12 protein-coding genes and 1 pseudogene are annotated in these 17,162 nt (G+C 47.3%); 6 read left to right on the top strand and 7 right to left on the bottom strand.

Going from position 1 to position 17,162, the window contains the following annotated elements; all coding sequences use genetic code 11:
* Nucleotides 1–26: 26 nt before the first annotated feature.
* Nucleotides 27–2,864: a TonB-dependent receptor gene (locus tag IPJ02_12450; protein ID MBK7376332.1), complete on the bottom strand. Its 2,838-nt coding sequence runs from the start codon at nucleotides 2,862–2,864 to the stop codon at nucleotides 27–29.
* A gap of 371 nt (nucleotides 2,865–3,235) precedes the next feature.
* On the opposite strand from IPJ02_12450, the gene IPJ02_12445 reads away from it, so the two are divergent.
* Complete coding sequence (locus tag IPJ02_12445) at nucleotides 3,236–4,555, top strand: ammonium transporter (GenBank protein ID MBK7376331.1); 1,320 nt, start codon at nucleotides 3,236–3,238, stop codon at nucleotides 4,553–4,555.
* Between the two features lie 121 nt (nucleotides 4,556–4,676).
* Here the strand turns inward: IPJ02_12445 and IPJ02_12440 are convergent, their stop codons facing one another.
* Nucleotides 4,677–6,890, bottom strand: a complete 2,214-nt coding sequence (locus tag IPJ02_12440) for a DPP IV N-terminal domain-containing protein (protein ID MBK7376330.1) — start codon at nucleotides 6,888–6,890, stop codon at nucleotides 4,677–4,679.
* A gap of 80 nt (nucleotides 6,891–6,970) precedes the next feature.
* Here IPJ02_12440 and IPJ02_12435 point away from each other — a divergent pair, with 80 nt between their 5' ends.
* Both IPJ02_12435 and trmD read left to right on the top strand, forming a co-directional pair.
* Complete coding sequence (locus IPJ02_12435; protein ID MBK7376329.1) at nucleotides 6,971–7,354, top strand: RNA-binding S4 domain-containing protein; 384 nt, start codon at nucleotides 6,971–6,973, stop codon at nucleotides 7,352–7,354.
* Nucleotides 7,355–7,480: 126 nt separating this feature from the next.
* The gene (gene trmD / locus IPJ02_12430) at nucleotides 7,481–8,164 is read left to right on the top strand and encodes a tRNA (guanosine(37)-N1)-methyltransferase TrmD (GenBank protein MBK7376328.1); all 684 of its coding nucleotides are present in this window, start codon (nucleotides 7,481–7,483) and stop codon (nucleotides 8,162–8,164) included.
* A gap of 77 nt (nucleotides 8,165–8,241) precedes the next feature.
* Here trmD and IPJ02_12425 read toward each other — a convergent pair whose 3' ends face one another.
* The 4 genes and pseudogenes from IPJ02_12425 to IPJ02_12410 all read right to left on the bottom strand — a co-directional run bounded on the left by IPJ02_12425 (nucleotide 8,242) and on the right by IPJ02_12410 (nucleotide 12,946).
* Nucleotides 8,242–8,676 carry a methyltransferase domain-containing protein gene (locus IPJ02_12425; GenBank protein ID MBK7376327.1) on the bottom strand — a complete coding sequence of 145 codons (435 nt, stop codon included), beginning with the start codon at nucleotides 8,674–8,676 and terminating at the stop codon, nucleotides 8,242–8,244.
* A 1-nt stretch (nucleotide 8,677) separates the two neighbouring features.
* Entirely contained in the window at nucleotides 8,678–8,899 is a 222-nt protein-coding gene (locus IPJ02_12420; GenBank protein MBK7376326.1) for a hypothetical protein, read from the bottom strand.
* 154 nt (nucleotides 8,900–9,053) lie between these two features.
* Nucleotides 9,054–12,156 (bottom strand): annotated as a pseudogene (locus tag IPJ02_12415) (glycosyl hydrolase).
* Nucleotides 12,157–12,244: 88 nt separating this feature from the next.
* The gene (locus IPJ02_12410) at nucleotides 12,245–12,946 is read right to left on the bottom strand and encodes a hypothetical protein (protein ID MBK7376325.1); all 702 of its coding nucleotides are present in this window, start codon (nucleotides 12,944–12,946) and stop codon (nucleotides 12,245–12,247) included.
* 109 nt (nucleotides 12,947–13,055) lie between these two features.
* Here IPJ02_12410 and ade point away from each other — a divergent pair, with 109 nt between their 5' ends.
* Nucleotides 13,056–14,696, top strand: a complete 1,641-nt coding sequence (gene ade / locus IPJ02_12405) for an adenine deaminase (protein MBK7376324.1) — start codon at nucleotides 13,056–13,058, stop codon at nucleotides 14,694–14,696.
* 11 nt (nucleotides 14,697–14,707) lie between these two features.
* Here the strand turns inward: ade and IPJ02_12400 are convergent, their stop codons facing one another.
* Nucleotides 14,708–15,136 (bottom strand): hypothetical protein, encoded by a 429-nt coding sequence (locus IPJ02_12400; protein MBK7376323.1) that lies wholly within the window; start codon nucleotides 15,134–15,136, stop codon nucleotides 14,708–14,710.
* A 123-nt stretch (nucleotides 15,137–15,259) separates the two neighbouring features.
* On the opposite strand from IPJ02_12400, the gene upp reads away from it, so the two are divergent.
* Both upp and IPJ02_12390 read left to right on the top strand, forming a co-directional pair.
* The gene (upp, locus tag IPJ02_12395) at nucleotides 15,260–15,910 is read left to right on the top strand and encodes a uracil phosphoribosyltransferase (GenBank protein ID MBK7376322.1); all 651 of its coding nucleotides are present in this window, start codon (nucleotides 15,260–15,262) and stop codon (nucleotides 15,908–15,910) included.
* Between the two features lie 168 nt (nucleotides 15,911–16,078).
* Entirely contained in the window at nucleotides 16,079–17,080 is a 1,002-nt protein-coding gene (locus IPJ02_12390; GenBank protein MBK7376321.1) for a PorP/SprF family type IX secretion system membrane protein, read from the top strand.
* The last annotated feature ends 82 nt before the right edge of the window (nucleotides 17,081–17,162 follow it).

Raw genomic sequence — 17,162 nt, 5'->3', positions numbered from 1 at the left:
TAAAATTATTTTATTTTAACGAGGTTCTAAAAATTGAAAGAAACCTTTCCGAATAATTTTCTTCCGTTGAAACCCATCTGCACACTGTCCCATGGTCCGCCGGATTCGTTATCACCAAACCAGCCTTTCGCCTGTGGGTTCACGCCCAGGTTGGGATGCACATTAAATACATTGTCTGCCCCCACAAACAACGTGATGCGTTTACAGAGTTTATACGATGCATACAGGTCGGCCACCAGCTTTGACTTGAAGTTGAACTCTTCGGGCACGTATACATTCGGATCTGCATCGGTGGGCACCTGCGGGTTGATACCGGTCTGGTTCGGGTTATCGGCTGTTGCGTCACCAAAGCCCAGCAGTTTTATTTTACCAAAGCAGGTAAGGTTGGTACCCACGGCAAATTTCCTGAAGTTGTATTCCAGGTTCAAATTCAATTTGGTATTGGGCGCCGATGCCAGCAGGAAGGATTCTTCCCGGTCGCTGAAGAAGGTCTTCTGGTTCAGCACTGTTCCGTTCAGCGCAGCGGGTACATTGATGTCATCCACTTTCATGCGCTGGAAATTACCCGCCAGCAAGACCCTGATCCCGTTCCTGCCCCATTTTTTTGAATAGTCAGCAACAATATCCAGCCCGTAGTTGGTTGTATTGACCGCATTGGCAAAGAACTGGACCGTTGCTACGTCGGCCGGTATCTGCGAAGTAAAGGAGGGCGGCAAGGTAGGATCAGAAGCGCTGAACAGCCCGGATAATACGATACGGTCTTTTACTTTAACAATGTACCCGTCCATGGTAAATGTTAACCCGCTGATGGGTTTCCAGGAAAATCCGATGCTTCCGTTCACCGAGGTTTCTTCCTTCAGGTCGGGAATACCGGCTGCTTTTGTAATAGAACTTCCGTTGCGGGCAATGAGTGCATTCACCAGCACGCCGCCGCTGAAAGAAGTAAGCGTATTGCTGAAATTGATCTGCTGCAATGACGGCGCCCGGAAGCCCGTGCTTACCGAACCCCGCAGGTTGAAATTACGGGCCACTTTATAACGTGTTGCCAATTTGAAGGTAGCCACCGACCCGAAGTCGGAATAGTTCTCAAAACGAACAGCCCCGTCCAGCAGCCAGGCCCTGGTGGCATTCAGTTCTGCATCCACGTACAAACTGATATTGGAACGCTGTGCCTTGATGGCATCCGAAGGCGTGAAGCCGGGAAAACCCTGTGAACCGGAAGCAGGCGTACGGAACTCCCCTACATTGGGGTAAAAGATATCTGCCGGGTGATAATTTTTATACGAACCTTCTTCGCCGGCAAAAATGGAGTAATGTTCGTACAGGTACTCAGCACCCAAACCCAGGTTAAGCCCTTCGGCCACGGTGCTAAAAGACCTGCTTACGTCGAAGTTCAGTGTATTCTGCAAAAACCGGAATCCCCCATCATCAAAATGAGTAGGCAACGGGGTACCCGGTGTCATGAACATGGAAGCATTGAATGTTTTATCTCCATAATAATGAAAATCATTATTGCCCAGGGTATTGCTCAGGTCCCAGTTCCATTTATGACAGATCCCTTTTAAGCCAACGGCAATGGAAGCGTCCTTGATCTTTGTCTGGATATGCGGGTTATAATAGATCTCCCCGTCATTTGCAGTACGCATGATATCGCTGTTGTAGATCAGGTCACCATTTGCATCCACGGGGAAACGCTGCGGCCTGGCACTCCAGTTACGGGTATAGGCAAAGGCGTCGGATGATTTTACATTATATCCTCCAAAAGAATAAAAAGTTGTTTTCTTACCTGCACCGGCGGGAATTTCCATGTTGTACATTGCGCCGTACGTTGTTACCGACCCATCGCCAAATGCACGGCGGTAGGGATTTATATAAGGCAATGCATTCTTATCGGTCTGCCAGTTTACGGTATCTGCCTGGCGATAGGTCTTTCCCTGGGTCAAAAAATCGAGGGAGATATTTACAAATCCACCGTTCTTTCCCAGTTTAAATCCGTTGTTTGCAGAAACCGTAACTGTTCCCCCGTCGATCGTATTTCCTGAATAATATTGGTTGCCGTCGTTGAATTTCCGGGCGTTGAACTTTGTATCGTAATAACCGGCCCATCCTGCATTGATCGACCAGTGGTTGATATCCCTTTTCAGAATGATGTTCATTACGCCTGCCATCGCATCGGAACCGTATTGTGCCGAAGCGCCGTCACGTAATATTTCAATGCGGTCAACCGCCGACTGCGGGAATGCATTCAGGTCGGCGCCGGAATTGCCACGGCCCCTTGTTCCAAACAGGGCTACAAATGCGGTCTGGTGGCGGCGCTTGCCGTTGATCAGGACAAGTGTTTGATCAGGACCAAGTCCACGCAGGGTACCCAGGTCAATATGGTCGGCACCATCGGCGCCGCTTTGTTTGTTGTAATTGAAAGAAGGAGCTGCCATGTTCAGTGCAGAGGTCAGGTCCATTTTTGCCGTAGGAAGTCCTACCTGGTTAATGCGGATCACATCCACCGGAACGGCTGTTTCAAGTTTAGCCCTTGGAGCACCACGGGTACCTACCACCACCACATCGCCCATATCAACCAGCGCTGTTTCAAGGCTGACAGTTACAGATGACTGGTTGCCTAATTTTACCGACTGGAAATTATACCCGATGTTGGTGATCTCTATCACATCATCGGCAGAAGCCTGGAGGCTGATGGTGCCATCGGCAGCGGTGAACCCTCCCTTGTTGGAAGATTTGATCTTTACCGAGGCATTTGGTATGGGGTTTCCTGTTTTTGAATCAACCACCCGGATGGTGAATGACTTTTGTGCAAACAGCAAGGAGGAGGTCAGCACAAGGCTAAGCATTAACAGTAGTTTTCTCATATAAAGGTTTTGTTGCAGCAAATTTGCGGATAATCCGCTGAAAACTGAAAATTAAGTTTTGAACCAGCTGTTAAACGGCATAGCACCTGAAGCATTTAAAAGATAGAAAACACCGGACTTTACACCGAAGTCCATGTGGTTCTCTTTGTTTCTATCACCTCCCGATAGTTACCGGGATGGTACAGGTTCACTGAGATCCTTAAAACGTAGAGTAAGGCGTTACGGAAGGTTTGGTCCGTTCATTTTCCAGGAGTTTGCTGTATTGATAGTATGTTGATAAAGCAACCAGCCGCTTCAGCATTCGTTTCTTATTTTTACTTGTAACAATTGCCTGCTATACAAGTAACTCTTTAATTCTTATTTGTATAAACATGAACCGAAAAAAAGCACTCATTCCTTTCCTGCTGCTGCTGGTAATTGTGGCCCTGTCTGTTCTCTTTCCTGCTGTAACAAAAACGGCCGTTACCGAAGTGGCAAACATCAACAATGCTGATACGGCCTGGATGCTTACGGCTGCTGCGCTTGTATTATTGATGACACCCGGGCTTGCCTTCTTTTACGGGGGCATGGTAAGCAAGAAGAATGTCATTAGCACCATGCTGCAGAGTTTTATCAGCATGGCCGTCATCACCGTACTTTGGGTGATGATCGGTTTCAGCCTGGCCTTCGGCGATTCCATCGGCGGTATCATTGGCAATCCCGGTACTTTTTTTATGATGAAGGGATTGCTGAACGGTAAGCCATGGATCCTGGCCCCTACTATCCCGCTCATGCTGTTTGCCTTTTACCAGCTGAAGTTCGCCATCATCACCCCGGCATTGATCACCGGTGCTTTTGCAGAAAGGATAAAATTCACTTCCTACATTTTATTCATCTGCCTGTTCTGCATTTTCATTTATTGCCCGCTGGCACATGCCACCTGGCACCCGGAAGGGATCTTATATAAATATGGCGTACTCGATTTTGCCGGCGGCACGGTGGTACATATGAGCGCCGGGTGGGCAGCACTGGCCAGCGCCATTTACCTGAAGAAAAGAAACGAAGAAGCGCATACACCGGCAAGGATCACGTATGTTTTATTAGGCACCGGGTTACTTTGGTTTGGTTGGTTTGGTTTCAATGCCGGTTCGGCATTTGGAGCAAACTCACTGGCGGTAACAGCGCTTGCCACCACCACCACCGCTTCGGCTGCTGCTGCATTTACCTGGATAATCTTTGATGCACTGCGTGGACGCAAACCCTCGGCCATGGGAACCTGTATCGGCGCCGTGGTCGGCCTGGTGGCCATCACCCCGGCAGCCGGTTACATCAGTATTGCCCATTCATTAACGGTGGGTATTGTAAGCAGCATTGTAAGCAACATGATGGTGGAATGGCGTACAAGAACCTCCATTGATGATACGCTGGATGTCTTTCCCTGTCATGGCGTGGGTGGTATGGTGGGCTTTTTATTAACAGCTGTTTTTGCGAACCAGGCCGTCAACAGCGCCAATACAACCGGCAATGGATTGTTGTTTGGAGAATCGCACCTGTTCATTGTTCATTTGGTGACCATGCTCGCTGTTTCGGCTTTTGTCTTTGCCGGAACATTTGTACTGCTCAGGATCACGGATCTCATCACTCCCTTACGGGTGAGCGATGAAGAAGAAATGAAAGGGCTGGATCTGAGCCAGCACGGGGAGAAACTTTAAAATATTTTGAACCACATAGAACATAGGAAACATAGAAAACATATAGGCAATGATTTGCTTCTTGGCGTTTTCTAAAGTCCTTGTGTTAAATCTTTTCTTATTTTTTCATTGAATCACAGATTTATCTTGCTCCCGGCGGACAATGCGCTTTCAAATAAGTGGTATATAAAGTAGATAAGTGTTCAAAGGTGCCGGCGCCTTCTGAAATGCTATGCGTTCTGTTTGGATAAGGCATGTACTGGAACTGTTTACCCTGTTTGATCAGTTCGTTCACCAGCAATTCGGCATTGCTGAAATGCACATTGTCATCACCCGTTCCGTGTATGTACAGGAGATTTCCTTTTAAATTCTTTGCATACGTAACAGGTGAACCGTTTATGAAATCTTCCATATTCTCCTGGGGCAGTCCCATGTAGCGTTCCTGGTAAATATTATCATAGAACAACTGGTTGGCAACTGCAGCAATGGAAATGCCCGTCTGGAAGATCTCCGGGTAGCGGAACAGCAGGTTGAGTGTAGATGAACCACCCCCGCTCCATCCCCATACGGCAATGCGGTCCTTGTCAAAATAGGCATTCTGTTCCATCAGCTTCTTAAAACCCATCGCCATGTCACGCACGTTTATGTCGCCAACCTTGCGGTAGATCGATTTGCGCCAGGGAGCCCCTTTCAGCATGGGGGTACCGCGGTTGTCGATGGCCACCTGTACATAACCATCCTTGCGTATGTCGCCGTTATATAAAAAATTGTTCTGGTTGCCGTAGCGGTCCAGCACGGTGGAAGATGCCGGTTCACCATACACATAAAATACCACGGGGTATTTCCTGGATGGATCAAAATCCTTCGGCTTGTTGATCCATGCATCCAGCGTGATGTTGTCATCGGTGGTAACCTGCAGGTATTCTATATTGACGTTGTTGTCGGTTTTCTTCAGCGCTGCAATGGTTTTAGCCGGGTTGACCGGTTTGTTATCCGGCAGGGTGATCCATTCCATCACCCGGGGTGTTTGGTGGTTGGAGAAGGAATGCGTGGCATATTTTCCATTGGGGGAGATGTTATAATCGTGTGAGCCCTTCAGGGTGCTGTCGCTTATCATTTCCGGATCTGCCCTGGGTTTGGAAACGATCTTCTTCACTTTCTGAATGATGTTTCCCTTTTCGATATTCACCCGGTAGAGGTACAATTGTGTTGCATTCTTTGGTGATGCGGTGAAATAAATATGGTTGTTGGCCTCATCAATGCACTTGATATCCCCAATGTCATAATTGCCTTTCGTGAGCAGTGTTTCAGTCTTACCGTCCCTGCTTATCTTGTAAATATGACGCCAGCCATCCTTATCGCTTATCCATAAAAAATCCAGGCCCTTGTTCACCCAGTTCCATCCGGCAGGGTCATCTGCATTCAGGTCAACCCATGAATCATTATTCTCAGCCCAGAAGGTGCGGCTGCTGCCATCGGTAACATTGCAGTATTTTAATTTACTTTCCTGTTGCTTGCGGTCGAGTTGCTGAACGATGAGTTCATTCAACCCGGCCCATTCCATACGGGGCAGGTAATTCTGCTGCGGATCGCCTTCAATATTCATCCAGCGGATATAACCGTTGTCGAGACTCACCACACCGATCCTCACCGGCGACGGCGCTTCTCCCACTTTGGGATATTCAACCGGTATCACCTGCGAGTAAACACTGTCGGTGGTATTGAGCATATAATAGTCACGTATCCTGGTAGCATCCACCTGCCAGAAAGCGATCCGGCTTCCATCTGGGCTCCAGCGGAAACCGTCGCGGCAGCCAAATTCTTCTTCATACACCCAGTCGAACGTGCCGTTTATCAGCTTCCTGCTGCCGTCCTTGGTAAGCTTGTTAATATTACCGGTGCTGATCTCTTCCACGTAGATATTGTGTTCACTCACATAGGCAACCCTTCTTCCATCGGGAGAAAATTTTGCAAACATCAATGACCGGGCGGGAAGCGTTTTACCCAGTTGCTTTAATTTATTGGCAATGATATCCAGTACCCAGTAATCGCCCCGGGTGTTGTAACGCCATACCTTAGCCGTGTTGGTAAAGATGAGCAGTTTGGTATTGTTGTTATTGAATGTATACGATTGAGGAACAAGGGGCCCCTTTGCCCCGGGAACAGTGAGTTGTTCCTTTCTTACCAGCACCACTTCTGCTTCGGTCTTGGGGTCTACTTTTACAATGCCGCCATCCTTTACTTTGGTATAGGCATTCCCATCTTCTGTCCAGTTTATGCGGCCCCTGTTTTGAGCAAGGCTGAACTGGGCGAGGCAAACAAACAGGATGACAATTTTGAAACTCCTGAATTTCATACGTTGTGTTTTAGTGAATAAAATTAATGAAATACCATGGCTTTAACCTGCATTGTGACAAAAGGATTTATTTTTGGATAATGGAAAAGGAAAAGTTACGCCTGGATAAATACCTGTGGGCAATCCGGCTGTTCAAGACACGGAGCCAGGCGGCAGATGCCTGCGACAGGGGAAAGATAAAACATAACGGGGATAATGCCAAAGCATCCCGTACGGTGAATGCGGGTGATGAATATGAAGTGAAGACGGAAAATAAACGGTGGGTGATAAAAGTGACCGCACTGTTATACAAACGGGTTCAATACAGCGAGGCCATCAGGCATTATGAAGACGTTACACCGGCGGAAGAAATAGAACGGATACAGTTCCAGGCAGCAGCATTCCATACCGGTAAACGGATGAGCAAACAGGGAAGGCCGACAAAAAAAGATAAACGGGACCTCGACCAGTTTATGGGCCCTTGAATATTGAACAAAGGAATGAATATCGAACAAGGAATTTTGAATGAGGATCGAGTGCTTACTTCAAAATTCCTTGTTCCTTGTTCAGTATTCACTTGTCCTTGTTCGATATTAGATTTACTTTGCAGCATGAAGATCGACATCATCTCCGTTGTTCCTGATTTACTGGACAGCCCCTTTGCCCATTCCATTTTAAAAAGGGCAAGGGATAAAGGCCTGCTGGAAGTGAACGTAATTAATTTACGGGATCATACCACCTATGCCCGGGCCCAGGTAGATGATTATGCATTTGGCGGCGGTGCCGGCATGGTAATGATGATCGAACCCCTGGTGAATGCCATTGAAGCATTGCAGAAAGTTACGAAGTACGATGAGATCATTTTCTTAACACCGGATGGCTTGACATTCAACCAGAAAATGGCGAACCAGCTTTCGCTGAAAAATAACCTGCTGCTGATCTGCGGGCATTACAAAGGGATCGATCAGCGGGTGCGGGATCATTTCATCAGCAAAGAAATATCCATTGGTGATTATGTTTTAAGTGGCGGCGAATTAGGCGCTGCGGTGCTGGTAGATGCCATCGGCCGCCTGATACCCGGCGTATTGAATGATGAAACTTCGGCGCTTACCGATTCTTTCCAGGACAATCTGTTAGCTCCTCCTGTTTATACCAGGCCCGAAGAATTCCGTGGATGGAAAGTGCCCGATGTATTATTAAGCGGCAATCATAAACTGATCGAAGAGTGGCGGCATGAGCAGTCGGTAAAGCGGACGGAAGAGCGGAGGCCGGATTTGCTGGATACCGGATACTAGATACAGGATACAGGATGCCAGATACGAGATACAGGATACGAGATGTAATATCCGGGATCTTGTATCCTGTATCGGTTTTACTTCTTCCTCACCCACACATATTCCGCAAACCCCAAGAGATCCCAGAAAACATTCCCCTGCAGTTTTTTTCCACGCAGCCAGGTCCTGATGATCCTGAACGGCATGGCCAGTATGAACCAGGCATTCCTTCTCGGTCCTCCTTTTAAAACCGTACAGCCATTCTCTCCAAACAATTTTGACAGTTCCGCTACGGAGTAAACACGTACATGGGTTGGATCGTCTTTAAAATTCAGCGAGCCGGGCATGGAAGGCAGGCGGGTACTTTTTTCGCCGGGGTATTCCAGGTACATATAGCCGCCGCTTTTCAGTTTAGGCAACAGTCCCCTGATCACTTCATCGCCGTTGTATAAATGTTCAATGACATGAACCATTAAGATGGCATCAAAATAATTATCGGGGATGGAAGAAAAGTTCAGTTTGGTAAGATCCATTTCATAAAAAAGCCGTCATCAGTTTAAAATCGGCTTCGCTGTTGTTGTAATCCCTTTCCATGTCAACGCCATGGTATTCACAATCCGGGAAAACTTTTTTTGCTTTTGTGGCAGAATGGTTACCGGCGCCGATATCCAGCAGGCAGAATGGCTTGTTGCCAAATGCCCTTTTTAAAAAGATGAACTTGGTTATGAAAGAAGAAGAGAAAGCTTTTAAATTCATGCGCAAATATACAGGGATACCCGGATACGGGATACAGGATACGAGATACAGGATTCAAGATGCAGGATATCGATCCATCTTGCATCTGGTATCTTGCATCTGGTATCTTGCATCTTGCATCTGGTATCTTGCATCTGGCATCTGGTATCCTGCATCAGTCTTTCCTCACCCCGATCACCGGCAGCGCCTTCTCCCGTATCATGTCATTCAGTTTTACCAGGTCTTCTTCGATGATCTTTTTCAGTTTGTTCAACTGCAGGTCTGCCTGTGCCGATAATTCTGCATACGCATCTTTCACCTGCCTGGCCGGGGCGCTGTTTCCGCTGGCAGCAAAATCATACAATCCGGATATTTTATCATCCAGGCGGATCGGGTAATTCAATACGTCCTGCCCGCTCTTTGCCCGGGTCTGGTGCAGGGCCTCTTCCACCACGGTCATTTGTTTATTGATACTGTCTGCCTGTTGTTTGATCTCTTTGGGACAGCCCTTTCCCTGCTTGTCGATAAAATCATTGATCTGCCTGCGGATGTCCCGGATATTTTTTCCCGCTTTTTGTATCTCGTTGAATTTATCCCGTATGGTGATGAGGAAATTAAACTGCTCTTCGTAATCCTGCTGCGAAACATTATACACGGGGTTTGCCCGGATGATGAAACTTCCTTCCGCAGAATCCGCATCAGCCTTTATCTTGTAATAATATCTTCCGGGAGCGGCTTTGGGGCCGGGCACCGTACCATGCCAGAGGATCAGCCCTTCCACCCTTTCGGCCGGCGGGTACAGCATGTTCCATACAAACTGGTTCATGCCTTTGCTCACTTCGATCTTGTCGTCCTTTGCATTGCTGGCAAAAAGTTTTATCCGTTTTTTATTCTTATCCAGTATCTCGATACTTACTTTGGAAGAGTCGGATACATGCTTCAGGTAATAGTTGATGATGGAGCCATTGGGCGGGTTCATCCCGGCATTTTTAGCATTCAGGTTCTGGTATCCATCAAACCGGTAGGCATCATTCGGCTCAAACACAAACAGATTTTTATCAATAATGCTGTTGTCTTTTTGCTGCACTACACCCAGGTCATCCAGCACCCAGAACGACCTGCCCTGTGTTGCCACGACCAGGTCATTTTCTTTTATCGCCAGGTCGGTGATGGGCACCACCGGTAAATTCAGCTGGAAGGGTTTCCAGCTGGCACCATCATCATAACTGATGTACATGCCGTATTCCGTTCCGCAGTACAGCAGGCCCGGTCTTTTTCTATCGGCCCTCAACGCCCGGGTGAAATGCAGGCCGGGGATCCCGTTGGTGATCTTTGTCCATGTCTTTCCGTAATCCTCTGTTTTAAAAATGTACGGGGCAAAGTCGTCACTCTTGTATTTTGTGCCCACAAAATATGCCTTGCCCTTTTTGAACGGATCGGTCTCCACGCAATTCCACATCATCCATTGCCCGGCCTCTTTAGGCGTTACGTTATCCCAGTTCCTGCCTCCGTCTTTACTTACGTGGATCAAACCGTCATCGCTGCCTGTCCACAGCAGGTCTTTTTCCAAAGCAGATTCGGTTGCTGTGAAAATGGTACAATACACTTCCACACCGGTATTGTCCTTTGTAATGGGACCGCCGCTGGAACGTTGTTTTTCTTTGTCATTGGTAGTAAGATCTCCGCCCAATGCCGTCCAGGAAGCACCTTCATTTTCGGTGGCAAATAACATGTTGCCGCCCGCATATAATTTCTTAGGGTTATGCGGAGAAAAGAAAATGGGAAAGTTCCATTGAAAACGGTATTTGGAAACATCAGCACCGGCGCCTAAGGGATCGTCGGGCCAAACACTTACAGCCCTGTTCTCCCCGGTCTTGTGATCAAGCCTTGATAAATAACCGCTGTAATTTCCTCCATATACAACATCGTTGTTCAATGGATCAGCTACCACGTAACCGCTTTCACTACCAGCTGTTTCCTGCCAGTCGCTTTGTGTTATTTGTCCGCTACTGCTTCTTGATAAAATACGTATGGTTGAATTATCCTGTTGAGCACCCAGTATGCGGTAGGGGAAATAATTATCGGTACTTACGCGGTAAAACTGGGCGGTAGGCTGGTTCAGGTAAGTACTCCAGTTTTCGCCGCCGTCAAAACTGATCTGTGCACCCCCATCATCAGCAACGATCATTCTCTTTGGGTCAGCCGGGTCGATCCAGAGATCATGATGATCACCATGCGGAGTCCGGATGGGTTTGAACGTTTTACCGGCATCCGTACTCTTTAAAAAACTCACATTTAACACATATACATCATTCTCATTCTTCGGGTCAGCAAAAACCTTGGTATAATACCAGGCCCGCTGGCGGATATTATTATCGCTGCTTTGCAATATCCAGCTTTCGCCGGCATCATTGCTTACATACAGTCCACCGTCCTTATTTTCCATCAGCGCATATAGCTTATCCGTATTGGAGGGACAAACGGTAACTCCCACAATTCCCCAAATTCCTTTGCAGTCCTTTGTTTGCCGAAATATTCTTCCAGGTCTCCCCGCCGTCAACGCTTTTCCATAAACCGCTTCCATCACCGCCGCTTTCGAGGCTGTATGGCGTACGCAGTATGCGCCAGGTGCCTGCATACAATACGGCCGGGTTCCCCGGTTCCATGATAAGGTCACTGCAACCGGTCTGGTTATTAACGTAAAGCACTTTCTTCCATGTCTTGCCACCATCCACCGTTTTAAAAATCCCCCGTTCTTCGTTGGGACCAAAGAGATGCCCGATGGCCGCCACCCAAACGATATCAGGATTTTTTGGATGAATGACAATGCGGATGATATGGCGGGTGTCTTTCAACCCGGTATGCTTCCAGCTGCGGCCGCCATCATCGGTACGCCATATTCCAAAACCTTCGCTCACATTTCCCCGCAACGAATTTTCCCCCTCCCCGGCATACAGGACGGTTGGGTCGCTGGGCGCTACAGAAACACAGCCGATGCTGCCGCCAAAATATTTATCGCTGATGTTCTTCCAGTTGCTGCCGCCATCGATGGTCTTCCATACACCACCCCCTGTTCCGCCAAAATAAAAAGTGTTCTTTTGATCCGGGTCGCCCGCAACAGCGCCGCTCCTGCCTCCCCTGTATGGGCCGATGGAACGGTATTTTACCTTGCTGAATAAAATACTTTCATCGTTACTGACGGGGGCAGTTTGTTTCTTTTGTGCCGGGGTTGAGAAGGCAACAAGCAATGTTGCAGCAAGCAGCGTTAGTTTTTGCATCGTAAATGAATTATTGAAGTAAGGTACAAAATGAAATGAAAAAGCCCCGCTCGGAAAGCGGGGCTTTTAAAAAAAAACCTGTTTTTTATTACTTGAAGATGTTTTCGTCTACCGTAATATTTGTTTCAATCTTGTCGTAGTTCGTTTCACCCTGTACGCTGCTGGTGCTGGTAAAGGGGAACCAGAAACCGTCTACCTGCTTATAGTTGGTATAGGTATTCTCGATCTCCATTTCTTCCCCGTTGATGGTCCTTTTACTTACGGTTTTGTTAAGCCGGTACGTATCAGACCCGATATAATACGTGGTTGCGATCCCGTTCTTATAGGTAACCTTCAGTTTGAAGTTGTCCACGCCGTCCACTTTCTCTTTTCCCAACAGTTCAACCGAAGTGCCTTTCTCTTTATAATCCAGCAAGGCGCTTTGTACATCCAGCTGGCTTTGGGCCGCATTCGCCTGTTCTTCCGACATATCGGTTGGCGAAGCCATACCCTGTACCGGCATAAAAGTAACCCCTTTACCCGGCGTAACGATCTGGTAGTTCTCCGTGCCCATCACCGAAATATCCATGCGCATCCCCTTCATGTGCAGCTTGGTTATGGTAATGGCAATATCAGTACCCTGGATGTTCATGCTGCCGGATAGCCTTACCGATTTTAAAGAAGATAATTTCTCTTTACCACCCAGGGCATCTATGTACTTGTTAACAACGTCATCCGCTGTTTGAGCCTGGGCAAACTGTGCAAACACCAGCGTAAGGATAAAAAGTCCGAAAATGATCAAATTTTTCATGTCAATTTTTTTAGGGTGTAAATATAGTTTAATTCTTAACTGTATGTAATTTTTGGCTTCCCTTTTATCCGGCACCATCTACCTTTGGTAAAAATTAAAGGCCAGGCATATGGATAAATTTAAGATACAGGGCAATATTGTTGACATCCCGTCAAAAACCATTTTCTATGGAGAGATAGCTGTTGAATACGGGAAAATTGTATCCATCTCTGAACTCCCAACCCCAAACCTGCCTACCGGACAGGCAGGCTATATCCTTCCCGGCTTTATAGACAGCCATGTCCACATTGAAAGTTCCATGCTGGTGCCTTCCGAATTTGCAAAACTGGCCGTGGTGCATGGCACCGTAGGAACCATCAGTGATCCGCATGAGATTGCCAATGTATGTGGTATGGCGGGGGTCGAATTCATGATAGGGAACGGGAAGACCGTCCCCTTCAAATTTCATTTCGGGGCGCCCAGTTGCGTACCGGCCACTGTTTTTGAAACAGCAGGTGCAGCGCTCAATGCAGCCGATGTAGACAAGCTGCTGCAAAAAGAAGAAATAAATTACCTGAGTGAGATGATGAACTTCCCGGGTGTGCTGCACGGCGATGAAGAAGTGCATGAAAAGATCGCTTCGGCAAAAAAATACGGCAAGCCGGTGGATGGGCATGCACCGGGATTGCGGGGTGCTGATGCAAAGAAATACATTGATGCAGGCATATCAACCGACCATGAGTGTTTTACGGCAGAAGAAGCGCTGGATAAATTGAATTACGGAATGAAGATCCTGGTGCGGGAGGGAAGCGCTGCCAAAAACTTTGAAGCCCTGGCCGGTCTCCTGCATGAACATTATGCGATGATGATGTTCTGCAGCGATGACAAGCACCCGGACAGCCTGGCCGACGGGCATATCAATCAACTGTGTGCAAGAGCGGTTGCAAAAGGCATTGATGTTTTTAAGGTATTGCAGGCTGCCTGCATCAACCCGGTGGAGCATTACAAAATGAATGTCGGGTTGTTGAAAGCAGGCGATGCAGCAGATCTTATCGTGGTGGAAGATCTCAAAAATTTCAATGTTATTCAGAACTATATTGACGGCAAACTGGTTGCGGATAAAGGAAGGTCACTGGTCATTGGGCATTCACCGGTTTTATTGAATAATTTTAATTGCAGGGAAAAGAACATTTCAGACTTCCGGTTCCAGGCCTCCGGTCTCAAAGAAAATATGTATGCCATAGAAGCACTGGATGGCCAGTTAATAACCAATAAGGTATTGTGCAAACCGCTCATGGAGGGCGGTTCGTATGAAAGCGATACAGCAAATGATCTTCTAAAGATCGTTGTGGTGAACCGTTATAAAGATGCCCCGGTTGCCAAAGCGTTCATTAAAAATTTCGGGATACAGAAAGGAGCCATCGCTTCTTCTGTTGCACACGACAGTCATAATATTGTTGCAGTGGGCGTGGATGACGAAAGCATCATGAACGCAGTGAACCTGGTCATTAAAGAAAAAGGGGGCGTGAGTGCCGTTTATGAAAACAAGGAAAAAGTGCTGGGGTTGCCCGTTGCCGGTTTAATGAGCAATGAGGACGGGTATAAGGTAGCTGCTGCTTATACGGCCATTGATAAAATGGTGAAGGAAGAGATGGGGTCAACGCTGGCAGCACCTTTCATGACCCTGTCTTTCATGGCATTGCTGGTGATACCGCATGTAAAACTAAGTGACCGGGGCCTGTTTGACGGCGATGCATTCCGGTTTGTATAAGAAAAAAATATCTACTCCGTTTTGGCCGCTACTATCCTCAACGCCACGCTGTCTGTGCCCTTTGGTGCAAAATACCTGGTCTTGAAATCGGCTTTACTCCCCGGTGCAATGGTCTCATAGATGACCTCATGGTCTTTTTCAAGCAACGCCCCAGTTTTGCTGTAAAAGGAAAGTTCTACATCCACATCTTTATAGCTGGCCACTTTTGCATTGTTGGAAATGGTTCCTTTAATTACCGTTTGCCGCCACAGGTTCTTCTTATCGTGGCCACTCACACTTAAAAAACGCCGGGGATTTTTCTTTTCGGTTTCTTCCAGTGTTTCCTTGGTTTGCTCGTACTTGTCTTTGGATTTGGCCTTATCCGCCGTTTTATCATCCCCGCTGCTGCAGCCCATGCAGGCCATTGTTGCGATTGAAGCCAGTAAGATCGCTCTTTTCATTTGCGTTATTTTGAATACAATAAAACTACATTTTTGTGAAATACTGTGTTAAAAAATAGCCCGATGCTGCTTTTTTTATTTTAGTTTTGTCTGGTTTTGCTGTAAAACACAAAACTGCAAGCAATGACAATCAACCTCAGCGAAGAACATTCCCTGGTGAGCAACTGGATAGGTGAGTTAAGGGATATTGATATTCAGAATGACCGGATGCGTTTCAGGCGGAACCTTGAACGGATCGCAGAGGTAGCCGGCTATGAGATCAGTAAGAAAATGCCCTGGCAGGAAAAGGAAATAACCACTCCCCTTGGCACCAGCAAAAGCAGGGTGCTGGCAGAACAACCCGTACTGGCAACTATTTTACGTGCCGGGCTGGCCATGCACAACGGTCTGCTCAATTTTTTTGACAAAGCAGATAATGCATTCATCAGTGCATACCGGAAGCATCACCCCGATGGCAGTTTTGAGATCAGGCTGGAATACATGAGCTGCCCCGAGATCGAAGGCCGGATACTGATCATCAGCGACCCCATGATCGCCACCGGCTCATCCCTGGTGAAAGCCATTGATTTTTTAAAGGAAGAAGGCACCATTAAAGAGCTCCACATTGTTTGTGCCATCGCCTGTACGGTAGGTATCGAATACGTTAAACGGGCCTTCCCAAAATCCACGATCTGGTGTGGGGATATTGATGACGAGATCACCGCCAAGGGATACATCGTTCCGGGCCTTGGTGATGCCGGGGACCTGGCATTTGGTTCCAAGATGCAGAATTAATCCTTAATTACTGAATATCAGCCTGGTATTATCAAAATAATTCCTGCCTATGCCTTGGCAGATCAACCGGTTGAGCCGGATCGGAAAATCTCTTCAAAATCCCGAATTAATTCTATGCAGCTTTTTACCGCAAATCCCTATCTTTAGGGTTCTGAACAGTCAATAAAAATGAGAAAATTAATAGTTTTTGCAAGTGCCCTATTGCTTACCCTTTCGGTTACAGCCCAGGATCCCCATTTTTCACAGTTTTTTGCATCCCCGCTTACGTTGAACCCTGCCTTTACCGGTAAGTTCAGCGGCACATGGCGCCTGGCTGCAAACCACCGGGATCAGTGGCCATCCATTCCAAAAGCATACGTGACCACAAGCGCCTCGCTGGATTTCCCGATCTTAAAAAGTAAGATACCCGGTGGGGATGTATTTGGGATCGGCATTTCAGGTCTGACCGATGCAAGCGCCAACAATATATTAAAGTTGAATTACGGTTCGTTGTCCATGTCTTATCACAAGGCACTGGATGAAAATGGCTACAGCACCATTGGTGCAGGTTTCCAGGCCACCTACTCCAGCCTTAACCTGGATGTAAGCAAACTGACCTTTGAAGATATGCTTACGCAAAACGGGTTTACAGGAACCACTTCGGATCTTATTACGAACGGCAACAACCAAAGTTATTTTGATGTCAATGCCGGTTTGCTCTATTCCGGTTCCACCAATGGCCAGAATAATTTCTATTTAGGGGCATCCATGTATCATATCAACCGGCCAAAAGTTGGTTTTAAGGATAAGAACTGGTACCTGAGTGGACGTATCTCCATTCACGGCGGCGGCTCGTTCCCTTTATCTGACCTGCTGACCGTTCATACTTCCCTGATCCACCAGATACAAAATAAGGCAAGCGAAACAACAGTGGGCGCTGCCCTGGCCGTCAATTTGAACCAGGAAGCAGAAAACCCGAGCAGTCTATATATTGGCAGCTGGGTTCGCTTCAACGATGCCATCGTTCCATATGTCGGCATTGAGTTTGGCGGACTGCGTATCGGCGCCAGCTATGATTTTAATATTTCCAGTTTGAAGGCAGCTACTGCCTCACGCGGAGGATCGGAATTTTCCCTGATCTTCATCAAGCGGCCGGCAGAGTACCAGGGAATTCCATGCCCTAAGTTTTAAGAAAACAAAGAAAAATGTGCTGAAAAGAAAAGAACGGTTTGACTTGTTTTCTGCATGGTTTCAGTTGCACATTTTCATTTTG

It is taken from the genome of Chitinophagaceae bacterium, assembly GCA_016710165.1.
Taxonomy (GTDB): Bacteria; Bacteroidota; Bacteroidia; order Chitinophagales; family Chitinophagaceae; genus Ferruginibacter.
The sequence above is the reverse complement of the archived record's forward strand: the minus strand, read 5'-3'. Positions and strand labels throughout refer to the sequence as shown.